At 69.8% G+C, this 21,125-nt stretch carries 2 protein-coding genes; both read right to left on the bottom strand.

All coding sequences use genetic code 11. The features are described from left to right. Positions 1–32 precede the first annotated feature (32 nt). Positions 33–14,555: an amino acid adenylation domain-containing protein gene (locus AC25MA_RS20320; RefSeq protein WP_486972336.1), complete on the bottom strand. Its 14,523-nt coding sequence runs from the start codon at positions 14,553–14,555 to the stop codon at positions 33–35. Continuing rightward, a partial coding sequence (locus AC25MA_RS20315) for an amino acid adenylation domain-containing protein (RefSeq protein ID WP_486972335.1) occupies positions 14,552–21,125 on the bottom strand: 6,574 nt, incomplete at its 5' end. The genes AC25MA_RS20320 and AC25MA_RS20315, both read right to left, overlap by 4 nt.

The following is a 21,125-nucleotide window of genomic DNA, read 5'->3' as shown; positions in this document are numbered from 1 at the left end:
GGGCGCGGGCATGGCCCGCGCCCACGACGGTGTTACTGCTTCACCCTGCCGTGATACAGGGCCTGCCCGTCATGCCACCACGCCGCCAGGCTGAACACATCCGGCACCTTGAGGATGCTGAAGTGGTTGCCCGGCCCCTGCCATACCTCCAGTTGCGGCAGCCACTCGCGCCAGCCCTGCTCCATGGCCTGCTGTTCACGCTGGTTGCCGGCGAGATCCAGGCTCGGATCAGCCACCAGTACCAGCCGCGCCAGACCGTTGAACCCGCCGTCGGGACGGTACACCGTGCGCAGGGCCGTGGCGAAGGTCCGCACCACGCCCTCGAGCGCCTGAGCCGAAGAACGCGACGGCATCAGGCCGACCCGCACCATGGCCGCGTGCAACTGGCGCAGTTGCTCCTGATCGTCAGCTTCGGCAAAGACCGCAGGTTCGATGCCCAACGACTTGCCGGTGGACAGCTGCAACGACTCGATCAGCCGCTGCAGGGCCTGGGTAAAGGTGTACGGTTTGCCGCAACTGCCCCCCGCGCCCGGCGCCTCGCTGTCGATCAGGGTCAGGGAGCGCACTTCACGCCCCTTGGCCTGCAGGCGTAGCGCCATGGCATGGGCCACCCAGCCACCGAACGAATGCCCGACCAGGTTCAACGGGCCTTCGGGGTACAGCGCCTCGATGGCCCGGACATGGCAGTCGGCGGCGGCCTCCACCGCGCTGTGCGGCACCTCACCCACGGCAAGGCCCCGGGCCTGCAAGCCATGCACCGGCCAGTCCGGCCCCAGCGCCTCGGCCAGGCCGATAAAACTGGTCACGCTGTCACCGGCCCCCGGCACGCAGAACACCGGCACATGGGACGGCGTACCGCTCTGGATCGCCAGCAGCGGCTGGTGCGCCGGCGGCAACAGACCGGGAGCGGCCTGCATCGCCTGCGCGATGGCCTGGCCCAACACCGCCGCCTGCGGATCCTGCACCATGCTCTGGTGGTCGCCCGGCACGCTCAGGCAATGCAACGCCTGCCCCGGCAAGGCCTCGGCCCAACCCAGGGTCGGGCTGTCGGTGACGATGCCGGCGCTGCGCTGCTCGGCCAGGAACAGGTGCAGTGGCACCGGCAACGGTGCCAGGCGGTAATGCGCCAAGGCATGCCCATGGGCCAGGTGACGCTCGAAGAAGTGGCGCAATTGCCCGTCGCTGGCCTGGACCAGGCCGGGCACCAGGAGCTGGCGCTCACGGCAGTGGGCGAGCAGCGCATCGAAGGCCAGCGCCCCGGGCTGCAATGCCTCGATTTCGGCCAACTGCGCCGCCCCCGCCTCGCCCTGCGCCTGCCAATGCACCCGGCAATGCAGCAACAGCTGTCCTTGCAACAGATGCGGCCCTTGCCAGCGCGCCTTGCCCTGGTCGCTCAGGCGCGGCACGTAGGTGTCGATGAGGCCGACGAAGGCCACCGGCTCGTCCGCGCCCAGCAACTGCGCGGCCACCTCGTAGGCCAGCACACCGCCGAACGACCAGCCCGCCAGCCGATACGGCCCGTGGGGCTGCACGGCGCGGATCCGCCCTACCAGGCGCGCCGCCAGGCACTCCATGGTGTTCAGCTGCGCTTCCCCGGGGGCGACGCCAGCCAGGCCGTAGACGGGGAAATCACCTTCGATATGCCGCCCCAGGACCGGGAAGTACAGGTCCAGGCCACTGAACTCGTGGATCAGGAACAATGCCGGCTGGCTGCCTGCGGCGCGCACCGTGACCAGGCCTTCGTCCTCGTCCGCGCCCTCGCCCAGGCGCGCTGCCAGGGTGGCGATGGTCGGGTGCTGGAACAACTCCGCCAGGGTCGTGTGCAGGCCGGCCTGGCGCATCTCGCCCACCAGGCGGATCGCCGACAGCGAATGCCCGCCCAGTTCGAAGAAGCTGTCATGGCGCCCCACCCGCTCGACTTCCAGCACCTGCGCCCACAGCGCGGCCAACGCCTGCTCGACCGGCGTTGCAGCGGCCTCGAACACCGCCACTGCAAGGTCCTGGGCACCTGGCAGTGGCAACGCCCGGCGGTCGACCTTGCCATTGTTGGTCAACGGAAGCGCCGCAAGCGCGACGAACGCCGCCGGCAGCATGTACTCCGGCAGCCGTTCGCGCAGGAAGCCACGCAGCGCCACACCATCGAGGGCCGTGTCGGTGCGAGTGTACCAGGCCACCAGGCGCAGCGGCCCCTGTTCCAGGCGCAGGGCCATGACCACGACTTCGTCGACGCCCGGGCACTGGGCCAGGTGCTGCTCGATCTCGCCCAGCTCGATGCGGAAACCACGGATCTTCACCTGATCGTCGGTGCGGCCCAGGCATTCCAGCTGGCCGTCATCACGCCAGCGGGCCAGGTCGCCGGTGCGGTACAACCTCGCGCCAGGCCCAGCACCGAACGGGTCGTCGAGGAAACGTTCGGCCGTCAGTTGCGGGCGATTCAGGTAGCCCAGCGCGACGCCGTCGCCGCCAATGTACAGCTCGCCAGTCACGCCTTCGGGCAACAGCCGCCCGTGTGCATCGAGGACATAGGCCGTGGTATTGCCGATCGGGCCGCCGATCGGCACGTGCTCGGCGCCGTCGGCCACGGCCCGCACGGTGCAGGCGGTGGCGAAGGTGGTGGTCTCGGTGGGCCCGTAGCAGTGCACCAGGCGCAGGCTCGGCGCCCGCGCCAGCAACGCCCGGAAACTGGCGGGCTCGCCGCGCTCGCCGCCGCACAGCAGGACCCGCAGCCCTGCCAGGGCCTCGGGGATCAGCTGCACATACTGGTTGAACAGCGCCGTGGTGACGAACATCACGCTGGCGCCGCCCTGGCGCAACGCGCTGGCGAACTGCGCCGGCTCGACCAGGGTCTGGTGATCGATCACCAGCACCTGGCCGCCGTTGAGCAGGCCGCCCCAGACATCCAGGGTGGCGGCGTCGAACGCCGGGTTGGAGACAAAGGCGAAACGGTCGCTGGCGTCGAAGTCGGCATAGCCGTTGTTCAGCACCAGCCGGGTGATGCCGCGATGGGTCACCCGCACTCCCTTCGGCGTGCCGGTGGAGCCCGAGGTGTACATCACGTAGGCCACCGCGTCGGCCTCCTGCGCGAGGTTTGGGTTGTGCGCCGGCTGGTCGTCGAGGGCCAGGCAATCCAGATCGATGCGCCGCGCCTCGCATTCCGCCGCCAGGCTGCCGAGGGTCAGCAGCGCCACCGCCTGGCAGTCCTGAACCATGAATGCCTGACGCTCGGCCGGGGCGTTGATGTCCAACGGCACATAGATGGCCGCGCACTTGAGCACGGCCAGTTGCGCCACCAGCAACGGCAACGAACGCGGCAGCAGGATCGCCACCGGGTCACCTGCCGCCACGCCCTCGCCGATCAGCCAATGGGCCAGGCGGTTGGCTTGCTCGTTGAGTTCGCCATAGGTGAGTTGACGTTCATCATGGCGCGCCGCCAGCGCAAGCGGGTGCCGCGCCACTTGCTGCTCGAACAGATGCTGCACGGGCAGTTGCCGCGGGTAGTCACGCTGCGTGGCGTTGTAACCCACCAAGAGCCGCTGGCGTTCGTCGGCCGGCACGATGTCCAGCTGTTCCAGGCCTCGCTCGGGATCCTGCGCCAGGGCCTCGACCAGGTTTTCCAGCGCCTGCTGCAGATAACCGCACAGGCGCCGCGCATCCAGGCCCGGCGCGCACTGCGCGGTCAGGCCGAAGCCTTCGCCCAGGTCGTCGATGCTCATGGCCAGCGGGTAGTTGCTGCGTTCCTCGGCATGCAGCAGCTCGATGCCTTCCCAGGCACGCCCGGCCGCGCTGTCGCGGACCAGGGCCGTGGCACTGTGACGGTAGTTGAGCAAGGCGCTGAACAGCGGCGCGCCGGGCGGCAGCGCGCTGCAACGCTGGGCCAGGGCCAGTTGCGCATGCTCGTGCACCAGCAGCCCGGTAAGCCGGCGGTGGGTGTCGAGCAACGCCTCGCGTACCGGCAGGCGGCCCACCTCCAGACGCAGCGGCAAGGTGTTGATGAACACGCCCAGGGCGCGCTCCACGCCTTCGCCACCCTGCAGGCGACCGAGCAGCACGGTGCCGAACACCACGCTGTCGCGCCCCGACAACTGCCCCAGCACCATCCCCCAGGCTAAGTGCATCAGGCTGGCGGCACCGACACCCAGCAATCGCGCTTGCTCGCGCAGGCATCGCGCCAGCCCGTCGTCCAGCAGTATCCGAGCTTCGGCCTCGGCGCCCTGATGCGCCAGCGGATGCGGTCCGTAGGGCAAGGTTGGCTCGTCAATGTCGCCCAGTTGTTCGCGGAAGAACGCCTCGTGCCCGGCCTCGTCCGCGCCGTGCAGCACCTGGGCGATGTAGTTGCGGTACGGCACCGGCGCGGGCAACCGGTGCTGCTCGCCAAGCAGGCAGGCCTGCAGTTCGGCGCGCAGCACATCCTGGGCCACATGGTCCATGACCAGGTGGTGGAACAGCAAGGTCGCGGTGATGCGACCGCTGGCCGGGTCCTGGCTGTGCAGCAAGCGCAGCATGGGGGCGCGGGTCAGGTCCAGGCGCAAGACCGGCGGCGTCTGCGGGGTCACCTCCTGTACCGGCAGCGATGCCTGGCGCCACACCACCTGCACCGGTTCGGCGAGGCCGTCCCAGTACAGCGAGGAACGCAGGATATCGTGACGGGCGATTACCTGGTCCAAGGCCCGCTGCAGCGCCTCCAGCCGCGCGCGGTCGGCCACGGCGAAACGCGCCTGCAACAGGTACGGATCATCACCCTCGCTGGCCAGGTGGTGGTAGAGAATCCCCGCCTGCAGCGGCCCCAGCGGGTAGATGTCCTGCACATTGGCGGCACCACCCGGGACCTGGGCGACGATGCGGTCGATGGCCGCCTGGTCCAGCGCCACCAGCGCCAGCAGGTCCGGGGTGATGCGTCGGCAGCCGGCGCCAATACGGTTGGCCGGCACCCGGGGCCCGCCATGCTGGCCCAGGGTCGCGGCCAGGGCGGCCAGGGTCGGCTCGGCGAACAACACGCGGATATCCGCCTCCAGGCCCTCGGCACGCAGGCGGGCAATCAGGGTCACCGCCAGCAGCGAGTGGCCGCCCAGTTCGAAGAAGTGGTCCTGGCGCCCTACCCTCGACACGTTCAGCAGCTCGGCCCAAAGCGCTGCCAGATGGGTTTCGGCCTCGCCTTGCGGCGCCTCGTAGGCACGGCTGAGCACAGACTCGGCGCCGGGCTCGGGCAGCGCCTGGCGGTCGAGCTTGCCGTTGGCGGTCAGCGGCATGGCCGGCATCGCCACATAGGCCGACGGCACCATGTAGTCCGGCAGCTGCGCCAGGGCATGCCGACGTAGTGACTCGATTCCAGGCGCCTCATCATGGGCGGTAAACCAGGCGACCAGCCGTTCGCCACGCAGCAGCACCGCCACTTCACGAATGGCCGGATGACTGGCCAGGCACGCCTCGATCTCGCCCAGTTCGATGCGCAGGCCATGCAGCTTGACCTGGAAATCGTCGCGGCCGAGGAATTCCAGCTCGCCGTCGGCGCGGCGGCGCACCAGGTCGCCGCTGCGGTATAGGCGCTCACCGACCACGAACGGGCTGTCGCCGAAGCGCTCGGCATCCAGTTCCGGCAGGCCCAGGTAGCCACGGGCCACGCCGACGCCGCCGATGTGCAGCTCGCCCACCACGCCACGGGGCACCGGCAGGCCGTTGCGGTCGAGCACGTACAGCCGGGTATTGGCGATCGGCCGGCCGATCGGTGGCGCGCTTACAGGCAGCGCTTGCCCAGGCTCCAGGGTCCAGACGCTGCAATCGACGGTAGCCTCGGTCGGGCCATAGACGTTGTGCAGCCGCACCTGTGGCAGGCGCTCGCGCACCTGTTGCAGCAATGCCGTGGTCAGCTCGCCGCCGCCGCAGACGATATCGGTGAGGCTGTCGCAGGCCGCGCTGGCCTCCAGGGCAAGGAACTGCTGCAGCAGCGCCGGCACGAACTGTACCACGCTGACCCGCTGGCGCTGGATCAGCGCCGCCAGGTAGGCCGGATCGCGCTGGCCGTCCGGACGCGCCAGCACCAGGCGCAGGCCGGCGCACAGCGGCCAGAACAATTCCCACACCGAGGCGTCGAAGCTCACCGGGGTCTTGTGCAGCAGCGCGCCCTCGACGGTCGGGGCGATCAGCCGCGAGCTCCAGTGCACCAGGTTGCACAGGCTGCGGTGCTCGACCATCACCCCTTTCGGCGTGCCCGTGGAGCCGGAGGTGTAGATCACGTAAGCCAGGTGGCGGGCCCCCAGCCCCGGGACTTGCGGATTGTCCGGCGACTGGCCGGCCCAGGCCGGCTGATCGAGGTCCAGGCGCGGTACCCGGCTGTCGGCGAAGCGCCCGCGGCTGCCGGCATCCACCAGCAACGCCAGCGGCGCGCTGTCGGCAAGCATGTAGGCCAGGCGTTCGTCGGGGTAGCCCGGGTCCAGCGGCACGTAAGCGCCGCCGGCCTTGAGCACCGCCAGCAGTCCGACCAGCAACTGCGGCCCACGGGCCAGGCACACCGCGACCCGGCTGTCGGCGACCACGCCCTGGGCGATCAGTTGATGGGCCAGGCGGTTGGCCGCCTCGTTCAGTTGCCGGTAGCTCATCTGGCCGTCCTCGGCCTGCACCGCCAACGCCTGCGGCATGCGCGCCACCTGCGCCTCGAACAACGCCTGCACCGGTTGCTGCAAGCCGCCGACCAATTCGCTGGCATTGCAGGTCACCAGCTCCTGGCGACGCTCGGCGGCGCCCAGCAGCTCGACCTTCGCCGGCACCGCCTGGTCACTGCCGGCCATCGCCCATAGCAGTTGTTCCAGGTAGCCGACATGGCGCTCGATGGTCGCCCGGTCGAACAGCGCCGTGGCGAACTCCAGGGCACCGCCGTAGCCGTCGGCGGTCTCGCCCAGGCTCAGGGTCAGGTCGAACTTGGCGAAGGTCTGCGCGCCGCCCAGCGCCTCCAGTTGCAGGTCGCCCAGTTGCAGGGCCTCGGCCGGGACGCCGTTCCAGGCCAGCGACACCTGGTACAGCGGGGTATGGGCCAGGCTGCGCGGCGGGTGCAGCAGTTCCACCACCTGTTCGAACGGCAGGTCCTGATGGTCCTGGGCCTGGCTGACGCAGGCCTTGACCCGCGCCAACAGCGCGCCGACGTCCGGCAGTCCGGCGGTATCGATGCGCAGGGCCAGGGAGTTGACGAACAGCCCGATCAGCCCTTCGACCTCGGCCTGCCGACGGTTGGCCACCGGCGTGCCGATCACCACCTCGGCCTGGCCGGACAGCCGCGCCAGCAGCGCCGCCCATGCGGCGCCGAACAGCATGAACGGGGTGACCCCGTGGCGCAGGCACAGTGCCTTTAGGTCTTCGCTCAGACGCCGGTCCAAACGTATCTCGACCCGGTCACCGTGATAGTCCTGGCGGGCCGGCCGCGGCCGGTCGGTCGGCACGGTCAGCAGCACCGGCGCGCCGGCCAGTGCCTGTTGCCAGTATTCGCCCTGGCGCTGCAGCGCCTCGCCGGCCAGCCAGCGGCGCTGCCACAGGGCGTAGTCGCCGTACTGGATCGCCAGCGCCGGCAGTGGGTCGTCGCGCCCTGCGCTGAAGGCCTGGTACAGCGCCGCCAGCTCCTGGGTGAACACCCCCATCGACCAGCCATCGGCGACGATATGGTGCAAGGTCAGCAGCAGCACATGATGCTCCGCCGCCAGGCACAGCAGGCGGCCGCGCACCGGCAACTGGTGCGCCAGGTCGAAGGGCAGCAGCGCTTCGGCGTGCATCAGTTCGGGCAGCTGCTGCTCGGCGCCGCGCAGGTCGTGCCAGGCCAGGGCGAAGCCACCGCGCCCTGGGGCCACGCGCACCCGCGCCTCGGCGCCTTCCTGGGTGAAGTGGCTGCGCAGGCTTTCGTGACGCTCGATGATGCGCGCAAGTGCCCGCTCCAGCGCCGCACGGTCCAGCGGGCCGCGCATGACCAAGCCCAGGGGAATATGGTAGGCGGCGCTGGCATCGTCCATCTGCGCCAGGAACCACAGGCGCTGCTGGGCGAACGACAGCGGCAGGGACTGGCCACGGGGCGTCGGTTCGATGGCCGGCAGCACCTCGCCGCCGCGCTCGGCCAGGGTCGCCGCCACCGCCAGCAGACGGTCATCGGCGAACAGCTCGCCCAGCGACAACTCCCGGCCGAGGCGTGCACGCACCTGGCCGACCATGCGCATGGCCAGCAGCGAATGGCCGCCCAGTTCGAAGAAGCGGTCCTGGCGCCCCACCCGTTCCAGCTGCAGCAGCTCGCACCAGAGCTCGGCCAGGGCCGTTTCCAGGGCGCCTTCGGCGGCTTCGTGGGCCTGGCTGGCCGACGCCTCGCGCTCAGGCAACGGCAGCGCCCGGCGGTCGACCTTGCCGTTGGCGGTCAATGGCCAGGCATCCAGGCGCACCAGGGCCGCCGGCACCATGTAGGCCGGCAGGCGCTGCTGCAGGGCGGCGCGCAGGGCACCGACCGGCTGCGCCTCGGGGCCGGCAATGTAGTAGGCCACCAGTCGCGGCTGGCCGGGCTGGTCCTCGCGGGCCAGCACCAGCGCTTCGGCGACGCCGGGCAAGGCCAGCAGTTGTGCCTCGATCTCCCCCAGCTCGATGCGCAGGCCGCGCACCTTCACCTGGTCGTCGTTGCGGCCCAGGTAGTCCAGGGTGCCGTCGGCGTTCCAGCGGGCCAGGTCGCCGGTGCGGTACATGCGTGCGCCGGGCTGCTCGCTGAACGGGTCGTCGAGGAAGCGCTCGGCCGTCAGTTGCGCACGGTTCAGATAGCCCCGCGCCACCCCGGCACCGCCCACGTAGAGCTCGCCGGTCACGCCGCACGGTACCAGTTGCCGCGCCTCGTCCAGCAGGTAGACCCGGGCATTGGCGATCGGCCGGCCGATGTCCAGCGCCCCGCCCGGCAGCACCAGGCCGGAGGTGGCGACCACCGTCGCCTCGGTGGGGCCGTAGTTGTTGACCACCACGCAGCCCGGATCGCTGGTGAACTGGCGCAAGCGGTCGCCACCGATCAGCAGGGTGCGCAGGGTCGGATGGCGCAGCCCCTGGGTGAAGGCATATTCGGCGACCGGTGTCGGCAGGAAGGCCACCTTCAGCGGTTGCTCCAGCCACCAGGCCAGCAGCCCGTCGAGCTGTTCGTTGCCCAGCTCGGCCGGTGGCAGGTGCAGCACCGCGCCGGCGCACAGGGCCGGCCAGACCTCCCAGGCCATGGCGTCGAAGCCGAAGCCGGCGACGCTGGCAGTGTGCTCGCCGGCGCCCAGCTCGAAGGCCTTGCAGTGCCAGTGCACCAGGTTGGCCAGGGTACGGTGCTCGACCATCACGCCCTTGGGCTGCCCGGTGGAGCCGGAGGTGTAGATCACGTAGGCCAGGTGGCTGGCCAACAGGTCGTGCCGCCCGGGATTGTCCGTGCGCGCCGGCCAGTCCGCCCGGTCCAGTGCCAGCACGGGCACGGCCAACCCCTCCAGGCGCGCCAGCAACGCCTGCTGGGCCAGGACCACCACGGGGGCGCTGTCTTCGAGCAGGTAGCGCAGGCGCTCATCCGGATGCGTCGGATCCACCGGCACATAGGCGCCACCGGCCTTGAGCACCGCCAGCAGCGCCACCAGGGTATCCAACCCGCGCCGGGCGACCACCGCCACCCGGTCGTCGGGCCCCACGCCCCGTTCGATCAGGTGATGGGCCAGGGCGTTGGCGCGCTGGTTCAGCTCGCCGTAGCTCAGGCGTGCATCGCCGGCCACGGCGGCCAGCGCCTGTGGGGCACGGGTGGCCTGGGCCTCGATCAGGGTCGGCAGGGTCTGGTCGACCGGGAATGGCCGGGCACTGCCGTTGAAGGTCTGCAGCAGGCGCCGGCGTTCGACGTCACCGACCAGTTCGACCTCGGCCAGGGAGGCCTGGTCGTTGGCGACCATCGTCTGCAGCAGGCGCTCGAAGTAACCGGCGAAACGGCGCACGCTGCTTTCATCGAACAGCGCCGTGGCGTACTCGAGGCTGCCGACCAGCGCCTCGCCCTGCTCGCCCATGCTCAGCGACAGGTCGAACTTGGCCACCTGGTTGGCCTGGGCCACGCCCTCCAGGCGCAATCCCGCCAGGCTCGGCGCGGCGCCCTCGGTGGCCAGCCAGTTGAGGGTGGTCTGGAACAACGGCGTATGGCCGAGGCTGCGCGCCGGGCGGACGATCTCCACCACCTGCTCGAACGGCAGGTCCTGATGCGCCTGGGCGTCGAGCAGGCGGGCCTTCACCTGACCCAGCAGGCGCTCGCTGCTCGGCGCGCCCGACATGTCGATGCGCAGCGCCAGGGTGTTGACGAACAACCCCACCAGCGGCTCCAGCTCGGCATGGCCGCGTCCGGCCACCGGGCAGCCCACCACGACCTCATTTTGCCCGGACAGACGTGCCAAGGTCGCGGCCCAGGCACTGAGCAGCACCATGTACAGGGTCGCCTGATGCCGCTGGGCCAGCGCCCGCAGGCCGGCACCGAGACGCGCATCCAACTGCAGCGCCAGGCTGGCGCCGCTGAAGTCCTGGCGTGGCGGCCGTGGCCGATCACTCGGCAGGCTCAACAGGGTCGGCGCGCCATCCAGGGCCTGGCGCCAGTAGTCGGCCTGGCGTTGCAGCTGCTCACCGGCCAGCCAGCGCCGCTGCCACACGGCGTAGTCACCGTACTGGATCCCCAGGGTCGGCAACGGATCGTCCAGGCCCTGGCGCATGGCCGGGTACAGCGCGCCCAGCTCACGGGTCAGCACGCCGAGGGACCAGCCGTCGGCGACGATATGGTGCAGGGTCAGCAGCAGCACATGGTGCTGATCCTCCAGGCGCAGCAGGCTGGCGCGCAGCAAGGGCCCCTCGACCAGGTCGAACGGCGCGGTGGCCTCGGCCTGCAGGTGCGCGGCCAGGTCATCGGGCGCCAGGCTCAGGCGCCGCAGCCAGCCCGGTTGCGGTCTGTCGGCGATGTGCACCTCGGCACTGTCGCCTGCGGGCACGAAGCGGCTGCGCAGGCCCTCATGGCGCGCGACGATGCACAGCAGGGCACGCTCCAGTGCGTCGGCATCCAGCGAGCCGCGCAGGCCCAGGGCCAGCGGCACGTTATAGGCCTGGCTGCCGCCCTCCAGCTGGGCCAGGAACCACAGGCGCTGCTGGGCGAACGACAACGGCAGGGGCTGCTCGCGGGACACCGCAACGATGGCCGGCAGCGCGCTGTGCCCGGCGCTGGCCAGCACCTGGGCCACGGCGGCCAGCTCGGGATTGGCGAACAGCTCGGCCAGGGTCAGCTCGACGCCGAGCCGCAGGCGCACCTGGGACACCATGCGCATGGCCAGCAGCGAATGGCCACCCAGGGCGAAGAAATGGTCATGCCGCCCGACCCGTTCCACCTGCAGCAGTTCGGCCCACAGCTGGGCCAGGGCGCTTTCCAGTTCACCCTCGGGGGCCACGTAGCCACGCTCGAACAGCGCCGAACGCTCCGGTGCCGGCAACGCCCGGCGGTCGAGCTTGCCGTTGGCGGTCAGCGGCAGCGCCTGCAGGGCGACGAAGGCCACCGGCACCATGTACTCCGGCAGATGGGCGAGCAGTTGCGTGCGCAGGATCTCAGGCAAGGGCGCCTCGAGGCCGGCTTGCGCGGTGAAATAGGCCACCAGCCGCGGCTGGCCTGGCTGGTCCTCGCGGGCCACCACCACGGCCTCGCCGATGCCCGGCAGGCTGTTCAGCCGGTTCTCGATTTCTCCCAGCTCGATGCGCACCCCGCGAATCTTCACCTGGTCGTCGTTGCGCCCCAGATAGTCGAGGGTGCCGTCGGCCAGCCAGCGCACCAGATCGCCGGTGCGGTACATGCGCGCGCCCTGCGTTGCCGAGAACGGATCGTCGAGGAAGCGCTCGGCGGTCAGCTGCGGGCGGCCGAGGTAGCCACGGGCGACCCCGGCACCGCCGATGTACAGCTCGCCCGCCACGCCCAATGGCACGGGCTGCAGACCGGCATCGAGCACGTACAGGCGGGCATTGTCCACGGGGCCGCCGATGTGCAGCGGCCCCCCCGCCTCCAGCACCCCGGAACTGGCCACCACGGTGGTCTCGGTCGGGCCGTAGTTGTTGACCACGGCGAAGGTCTGGGTGCGATTGAACTGACGCAGGCGATCGCCGCCGATCAGCAGGGTACGCAGGGTCGGGTGTCCAAGCTGATGACTGAAAGCGTATTCGGCCACCGGCGTCGGCAGGAAGCTGATATCCAGCGGTTGCTCGCGCCACCAGGCCAGCAACGCATCGAGGTCCTCGTGGCCCTCGCCGGCGGGTGCCAGGTGCAGGGTGGCCCCGGCGCATAGCGCCGGCCAGACCTCCCAGGCCATGGCGTCGAAGCCGAAACCGGCCAGGCTCGAAGTGTGCCGGCCCAGGCACAGATCGAAGGCCCGGCAGTGCCAGTCCACCAGGTTGTTCAGGGTGCGGTGCTCGACCATCACCCCCTTCGGCTGCCCGGTGGAGCCCGAGGTGTAGATCACGTAGGCCAGGTGTTCCGGTCCCAGGGCGACGACGGGGTCGTCCAACCGCTGCGGCCAGTCAGGCTGATCGAGCACCAGCACGGGCACCGTGATGCCACCCAGGCGCCCCCGCAAGCCGTGTTGGGTCAGCACGGCCACTGGCGCGCTGTCGTCGAGCAGGTAGCGCACACGCTCGTCCGGGTGGGCCGGGTCCACCGGCACGTAGCCGGCGCCGGCCTTGAGCACCGCGACCAGGCCAATCAGCGTGTCCAGGCCACGGCGGGCGAACACTGCCACGCGGTCGTCGGGACGAACGCCCAGATCGATCAGGTGGTGGGCCAGGGCATTGGCGCGCTGGTTCAGGTGCTGGTAGGTCAGCGACTGCTCGTTGGCAGTGGCGGCCAGGGCATGGGGATGGACCTGGGCCACGGCCTCGATGCGCCGATGCAGCGGACCGTGCGGCTGTTCGATGCCCGGGGTCTGGTTGAAGGTTTCCAGCAGCTCCTCACGCTCGTCGGCAGGCAGCATCGGCAGCGCCCTGACTTCAGTGGCGGGCGTCGCCGCAAGCAGGCTGCGCAGGGTCTGCTCCAGATAGGCGCAGACGCGCCGTGCCGGCACCTCGGGACTGGCCAGCAGGGTCAGGCGGAAGGCTTCGCCGAAGTCGTCGACACTCAAGGTCAAGGGGTAGTTGGTGGCTTCGGCGGCATGCACGATCTCGATCCCGGCCCAGCCGGCGCGCAGCACCGCTTCGGAGCCCGAGGCCGCGCTGTGGCGGTAGTTGAGCAAGGCATTGAACAGCGGCGACGGCGCTGCCACGCCGCTGCAGCGCTGGGCCAGGGCCAGGGGCGCGTGCTCATGGCGCATCAGCGTGCTCAGGCGCTGGTGGGTGGCCTTGATCGCGCAGGCCAAGTCGGCGTCGTTAAGGTCCACCCGCAACGGCAGCGTGTTGATGAAGATGCCCAGCGCCCGGTCGGTAGCCTCGGCGCCTTGCAGGCGGCCCATCAGCACGGTGCCGAACACCACCTGGTCGCGCCCGGTCAGGCCGCCCAGCACCCGTGCCCAGGCCAGGTGGAACAGGCTGGCGACGCTCACCCCCTGGCTGCGGGCATGGGCGCGCAGCTCGCGACACAACGCCAGGTCGAGGTCCAGCGCGTGCTCGTTCAGCGCCGCGCCATCGCCCTGCACATCGGCCAGGCCATAGGCCAGGGTCGGCGCGTCCACGCCGCCGAGCATGTCGCGGAAGAACGCCTCGTGCTCGGCCTCGCCGATGCCCAGCAGGGCTTGGGCCACATGGTTGCGGAACGGCAGCGGGCGGCCCAGCCGGGCACTTTCGCCGAGCAGGAAGGCGAGCATCTCGTGGCGCACCACCTCAAGGGCGCTGTGGTCCATGGCCACGTGGTGGAACTGCAGGGTCGCGTGGACCTGCCCATCCGCCTCCGGCGCCTGGCATTGCAGGCGGATCAACGGTGCCTGGGTCAGGTCGAAGCCGCTGTCCGGCAGCTGGCCCTCGGCGAGCTGGATGACCCGCAGCCGGGCCCGGCGCCAGACCACCTGCACCGGCGTCTCCAGGGCCTTCCAGTGCACCGAGGTGCGCAGGATGTCGTGACGGTCGATTACCCCTTGCAGGGCCTGCGCGAAGGTCTCGACCCGGGCGCTGCTGGCGAACACGAAGCGCGCCTGCATCACGTAGGGATCGTGGTCGCCGGCGCTGGCATGGTGGAACAGCATGCCTTGCTGCAACGGCACCAGCGGGTAGATGTCCTGCACATTGACCGCGCCGCCGGGCACGCCTTCGACCAGTTGGTCGATGCTGGCCTGGTCGAGTTCGACCAGGCTGAGCATGGCTGGGGTGATCCGAGTGCAGCCGGCCGGAATGCGGTTTTCCGGTACCTCGACGTTGCCCTGGCGCGCCGCCACGTACTCGCCACGCTCGAGCATCCCCAGCAGCGCCGGCTTGTGCTCGCGCAGCCGCGCCACCAACGCGGCGTCGCTCAGGGCCTGGCGATTGCCCTGGACTACCAGCTGGCCATCCTTGAGGGCCAGCTGGACATTGTTGGCGGCCAAGGTCGCCAGTAGTTCGTTGATGCTCACAGGACGATCTCCATTCTGTCTGTGATGGCGGCATAGCCTGCCAGCGTCGGGTGTTCGAACAGGCTGCGCACGTCGGCCTCCAGGCCCGCCTCGCGCAAGCGCGAGGTTAGGGTCACGGCCAGCAGCGAGTGGCCGCCCAGTTCGAAGAAGTTGTCGTGGCGCCCTATCCGCTCCACGCCCAGCAGCTCGCCCCAGATACGCGCCAGCAGCTGTTCGGTGTCGCCCTGCGGCGCCTCGTAGGCCCGCGCTGGCAGGTCCGGCTGCGGCAGCGCCTTGCGGTCAAGCTTGCCATTGGGGGTCAGCGGCATGGTGTCGAGGGCCATGAACAGCGCCGGGACCATGTACTCGGGCAGTTGCCCCAGCAGCGCTTCGCGCAAGGCCTCGGCGGGCGGCACGTCGCCGGTGACGTAGGCCACCAGGCGCGGGCCGGCCGGCTGGGCGTCGTGCACCAGCACCACGGCTTCACGTACCCCAGGCACCCGGGTGAGGCAGGCTTCGATCTCGCCCGGCTCGATGCGCAGGCCGCGCAGCTTGATCTGGTGGTCGGTGCGGCCGAGGAACTCAAGGCTGCCGTCCGCGCGCTGGCGCACACGGTCGCCACTGCGGTACAGGCGCTCGCCGTCGGCGAACGGGCTGGCGATGAAGCGCTCGGCCTGTTGCTCCGGCAACCCCAGGTAGCCACGCGCCACACCGGCGCCGCCGATGTGCAGTTGGCCGGCGACGCCCAATGGCACAGGCTGGTCGTGGCCATCGAGTACGTACAGACGGGTGTTGTCGATGGGCCGGCCAATCGGCAGCGCCCCCGGCGTCAGCGGATCCTGCGGGTGCAAAGTGCAGACGCTGCAATCGACCGTGGTTTCGGTCGGCCCGTAGACGTTATGCAGCCTTGCCCGTGGCAGGCGCTCGCGCACCTGGCGCACCAGGACCTCGGTCAGCTCGCCACCGCCGCAGACGATATCAGTGAGGCTGTCGCAGGCCGCGCTGGCGTCGTGTTCGAGGAACTGTTGCAACAGCGCCGGCACAAACTGCACCACGCCCACCTGTTGCTGGCGGATCAGTTCGGCCACGTACTGCGGGTCGCGGTGGCCGTCCGGGCGCGCCAGCACCAGGCGCACGCCGCTGCACAGCGGCCAGAACAGCTCCCACACCGAGGCGTCGAAGCTCACCGGGGTCTTGTGCAACAACGCACCCTCACCTGGGAACAACCCGGCGCTCCAGCGCACCAGGTTGACCACGTTGCGGTGCTCGACCATCACCCCCTTGGGCAGCCCGGTGGAGCCGGAGGTGTAGATCACATAGGCCAGGTTGGCGGCGGTCAGGCCCGGCACCTGTGGGTTGTGGCTTGGCTGACGGGTCCAGTCCGCCTGGTCGAGATCAACCTGCGTCAGTGGCAGATCCCCCATCAGCGCCCGGGTGGCCGTCTGCACCAGGACCGCCCTTGGCTGGCTGTCGACCAGCATGTGGCGGATCCGTTCGGCTGGATAGTCGGGGTCCAGCGGCACATAGGCACCACCGGCCTTGAGGATCGCCAGCAGGCCGACCACCAGCGACAGCCCGCGCTCGACACAGATCGCCACCCGGTCGTCGGGCCGCACACCCAGCGCGATCAGGTGATGGGCCAGGCGGTTGGCCTGGGCATTGAGCTGCTCATAACTGAGTTCACCCTGCTCGGCGCTGAGCGCAACGGCCTCGGGCCTGCGCAAGGCCTGGGCCTCGAACAGTTCCTGGAGGGTCCGATTCAGGTCGTGGGGCTGCGCCGTGCGGTTGAAGTCGTGCACCAGCTGGTCGCGTTCCTCGCCCGACAGCACTGGTAGTTGCAGCAGCTCTTGCCGTGGCTGATGGGCCAAGGCCTCGGCCATGGCCTCCAGCACCCGGCGCATCTGCTCGCAGACACGCGCGGCGCCGACCGCCGCCGGGGCCAGGGTGACCAGGCGGAAGCGCTCGCCAATATCGTCCACGCTCAGGCTCAGCGGATAGTTGCTGCGCTCGTTGCTGTCGAGGGTCTCGATGCCTTGCAGGGCCTGACGCTGCTCCTCGTCCGCCTGGCTGCCGTGGCGGTAGTTGAGCATCGCGCTGAACAGCGGCGCCGGGGCCGGCACGCCGCTGCAACGTTGGGCCAGGGCCAGCGAGGCATGTTCATGGGCGAGCAAGGCGCTCAGGCGCTGCTGGGTCTGACGCACAGCGTCCTGCAGGTTGATGCCTGCAAGGTCCAGGCGCAGCGGCAAGGTGTTGATGAACATGCCCAGCGCCTGGTCCGCTCCCGCGCCGCCTTCCAGGCGACCGAGCAGCACGGTGCCGAATACCACGCTGTCACGGTCGCTGGCGGCGGCCAGCAAGCGGGCGTAGGCCAGGTGGAACAGGCTGGCGACGCTGATGCCCAGCTGCCGGGCCTGCTGACGCAGAGCGGTGGCCAGGGGTTCGTCCAGCCACAGCTGGGCCTCTTCGATACCGAGCCCATCGACCTGCACATCACTCAGGCCGAACGGCAGGGTCGGCTCGTCGATATCCCCCAACTGCTCGCGGAAGAACGCCTCGTGCTCGGCCTGGCTGACGCCCAGCCGCGCCTGGGCCACGTAGTTGCGGTACGGCGCGCCCTGTTCGGCGGGCACCGACGCACCTTGCAGATAACCGACCAGTTCCCGGCCGAGCACATCCAGCGCGGTATGGTCGAGGACGATATGGTGGAACTGCAGCACAGCCTGCCGTCCGGCGCCCTGCGCGTCCGGCCAGTGGTACAGGCGCACCAGTGGCGCCTGATCCAGGGCCAAAGCGTGGGGCACCGCTGCCTCTTCAGCCACCTCGAGCAACGCCAGGTCAGCCTGGCGCCAGACCACTTGCAATGCCTGCGGCAGGCCGTCCCACAGCACTGAAGTACGCAGCACGTCATGACGGGCGATGACCTTGCCCAGCGCATCGACGAAGGCGTACAGCCGGTCACGGCTGGTGAAGGCCATGCGCGACTGCAGCACATAGGGATCGTGCTCCGGCGAGCTGAGGTGGTGGTAAAGGATGCCTTCCTGCAACGGCGCCAGTGGGTAGATGTCCTGCACGTTGGCCGCGCCGCCCGGCACCGTGGCGACGATGCGCTCGATGGCGGCCGGTTCGAGGTCCACCAGTGGCAGCATGTCCGGAGTGATCCGGGTGCAGCCGGCCGGGATCCGGTTGGCCGGCACCTCGACCTGGCGGCCATGGCCCAGGGTCGCCGCCAACGCCGCTACCGTTGGCTGGCCGAACAACGTGCGCACGTCGGCCTGCAGGCCGGCCTGGCGCAGGCGCGCGGTGAGGCTTACCGCGAGCAGCGAGTGGCCGCCGAGTTCGAAGAAGTTGTCGTGGCGACCGACCTGCGCAATGCCCAGTACCTCGGCCCAGAGTGCCGCGATAATGGTCTCCACGGGGCCTTCCGGCATGGCGTAGGCCTGGTCGGCGAGTATGGCCGGCTCCGGCAAAGCCTTGCGGTCCAGCTTGCCGTGGCGGGTCAGTGGCAACTCGTCCAGGTGCACGAAGGCTTGCGGTATCAAGTGGCCCGGAAGACGGGTTTGCAGCCCTTGGCGCAGGGTGTCGAGATCGACCACGGCGGTTGCTGTGAACCAGGCCAGCAGGCGTTCGTTGCGCACCAGTACCACGGCATCCGCGATACCCGGCTCAGCCTTCAGCGCGGCTTCGATCTCGCCCAGCTCGACCCGCACGCCACGGATCTTCACCTGGTCGTCATTGCGGCCCTGGTAGTCCAGCGTGCCGTCGGCATTCCAGCGCACCAGATCGCCCGTGCGGTACATCCGGCCGCCGTTGAACGGATCGTCGAGGAAACGCTCGGCGGTCAGTTCAGGACGGTTGAGGTAACCTCGGGCGACCTGCGCACCACCGATGTACAACTCGCCAATCACACCCACCGGTACGGGTTGGCGTTGCTCGTCCAACACATAGACGCAGGTGTTGGCGGTCGGCTTGCCGATATGCAGCGCACCGCCCGGTTGCAGTTGCCCCGACGTCGCCACCACGGTGGTTTCGGTCGGGCCATAGTTGTTGACCAGCGCAAAGCCCGGATCACGGTCGAACTGGCGCAGGCGATCACCGCCGACCAGCAGCGTGCGCAGGGTCGGGTGCTGGCGTTCGCGGCGCAGCGCCTGCTCGGCGACTGGTGTCGGCAGGAAGCTCACGTGCAGCGGCTGCTCCAGCCACCAGTCGAGCAGTTCATCGACATGCTCGCCGCCGATGGACGCCGGCGGCAGGTGCAGCACCGCCCCGGCGCACAGGGCCGGCCAGGCTTCCCAGGCCATGGCGTCGAAACCGAAACCGGCGACGCTGGAGGTATGGCTGCCCTCGCCTAGCGCGAACGCCTGGCAATGCCAGTGGATCAGGTTGGCCAGGGTGCGGTGCTCGACCATCACCCCCTTGGGCTGGCCGGTGGAACCGGAGGTGTAGATGACATAGGCCAACTGATGCGCGTCCAGCCCTGCAACCACAGGGTTGCTGGCCGCCTGGTCGAGCCAGTCATCGCCATCCATCAAGACTTTAGCTACATCGCCGACCAACGCTTCGGTGGTCGATTCGACCAGCACCAGCGCTGGCGCGCTGTCGCTGAGCAGATAGGCAATCCGCTGCGCCGGATAGCCCGGATCGACCGGCACATACGCCGCGCCGGCCTTGAGCACGGCCAGCATCGCCACCATCCGTTGCGGACCACGTTCCAGGCACAGCGCCACACGGTCGCCCAAGACCACGCCACGCTCGATCAGGTGATGAGCCAGGCGGTTGGCACGCTGGTTGAGCTCGCCGTAGGTCAGACGCAACTCACCCTGTACAACAGCTAATGCTTCAGGCGCTTGGGCCTCGACCAGCGCGTGCACGGTCTGCCCTTGTGGGTAGTCCATGTCCGTGGGATTGAAACCTTCGAGAACCTGGCTTCGCTGCGTAACGTCGAGGATGGGCAGCCTGTCGACCTGCGCCGCGCCACCCTGCTCCAACGCCTGGATCAACTGGCTCACGGCGGCGGTCATCCAACCTGCGACCCGTTCGGCACCGATCCCCAGCTGGGCCAGCACGCTGAGGCTGAAGCCTTCCCCGTGGTCGTCCACGCTCAGCGTCAACGGGTAGTTGCTGCGTTCTTCACCACCCAGCTGATGCATGCCCTGGAAGCTTGCGGCATCCACACCGACCGTATCCGTCGGGCTGTGGCGGTAGTTGAGCAAGGCACTGAACAGCGGCGCCGAGGCCGGCACGCCACTGCAACGCTGGGCCAGCGCCAACGACGCATGCTCATGCCCGAGCAGCGCCGACAGCCGCTGGTGGGTGGCCTGCACCGCGGCGCGGGTGCCCTTGGCGGTGTCGATGCGCAGCGGCAAGGTATTGATGAACACCCCCAGCGCCCGGTCGGCGCCCTCGCCGCCTTGCAGGCGGCCCATCAGCACGGTGCCGAACACCACGTCGCGACGCCCCGCCAGCACACCCACCACGCGTGCCCAGGCCAGGTGCATCAGGCTCGCGGCGCTGACCCCAAGGGCCCTTGCCTGCTCGCGCACCCGGCGCGACAAGGCCGGATCCAGCGGCAGGCGCGACTCCTCGATATCGCGCCCGTCGCCCTGCACATCGGCCAGGCCCATCGGCAGGGTGGGCTCGTCGACATCGCCGAGCATGTCGCGGAAGAACGCCTCGTGCCCCGCCTCGGCGGCGCCCAGGCGTACCTGGGCCACGTAGGTGCGGTACGGCACGGGCGCGCTCAACAGGTGCTGGCGACCGGAGAGAATCGCCTGCAGCTCGTGGACGATCACCTCCATCGCCGTGTGGTCCAGGGCCAGGTGGTGGAAGTGCAGGACGGCCACCACCCGCTGCAGGGCCGGGTCCAAGGCGTACGTCAGGCGCAGCAGCGGCGCCTGGGTCAGGTCCAGGCGTTGCAGGCGGGCATCGAAGTGCGCGTGCAACCGCTCGATCACCGCCTCTTCGCCGAGCCCGGTGACTTCGTTGACTGCAAGCTGGGCCTGGCGCCAGACCACCTGCACCGGCTCGCCCAGCCCTTCCCAGACCACCGAGGTGCGCAGGATGTCGTGGCGGTCAATGACCTGTTGCAGGGCTTCGGCGCAGGCCTGCAACCGATCCAGGCTGTCGAAGGCAAGGCGGGTCTGCAATAGGTATGGGTCACCCTGCTCGGCACTGAGGTGGTGGAAGAGGATGCCTTCCTGAAGCGGCGCCAACGGGTAGATTTCCTGCACGTTGGCCGGCCCCCCCGGCACGGTGGCGACGATACGATCGATGCTGGCCTGGTCCAGGTCGATCAGGCTGAGCATGTCCGGGGTGATCTGCGTCGCACCTTGCGGCACACGGTTCTCAGGCACTGCCACTTCACGCCCGGAGCCAACAGCAGCCGCCAGCGCAGCCAGGGTCGGCTGGGCGAACAGCACGCGCACGTCGGCATCCAGGCCGGCCTTGCGCATGCGCTCGATCAGGCTCACCGCGAGCAGCGAATGGCCGCCCAGCTCGAAGAAGTGGTCATGGCGACCAACCTGCTCGACCTTGAGCACTTCGGCCCAGATCGCGGCCAGCGCGGTTTCGATCTCACCTTGCGGCGCCTCGAAG

Source organism: Pseudomonas sp. P65(2024) (genome assembly GCF_057480955.1).
The sequence above is the reverse complement of the archived record's forward strand: the minus strand, read 5'-3'. Positions and strand labels throughout refer to the sequence as shown.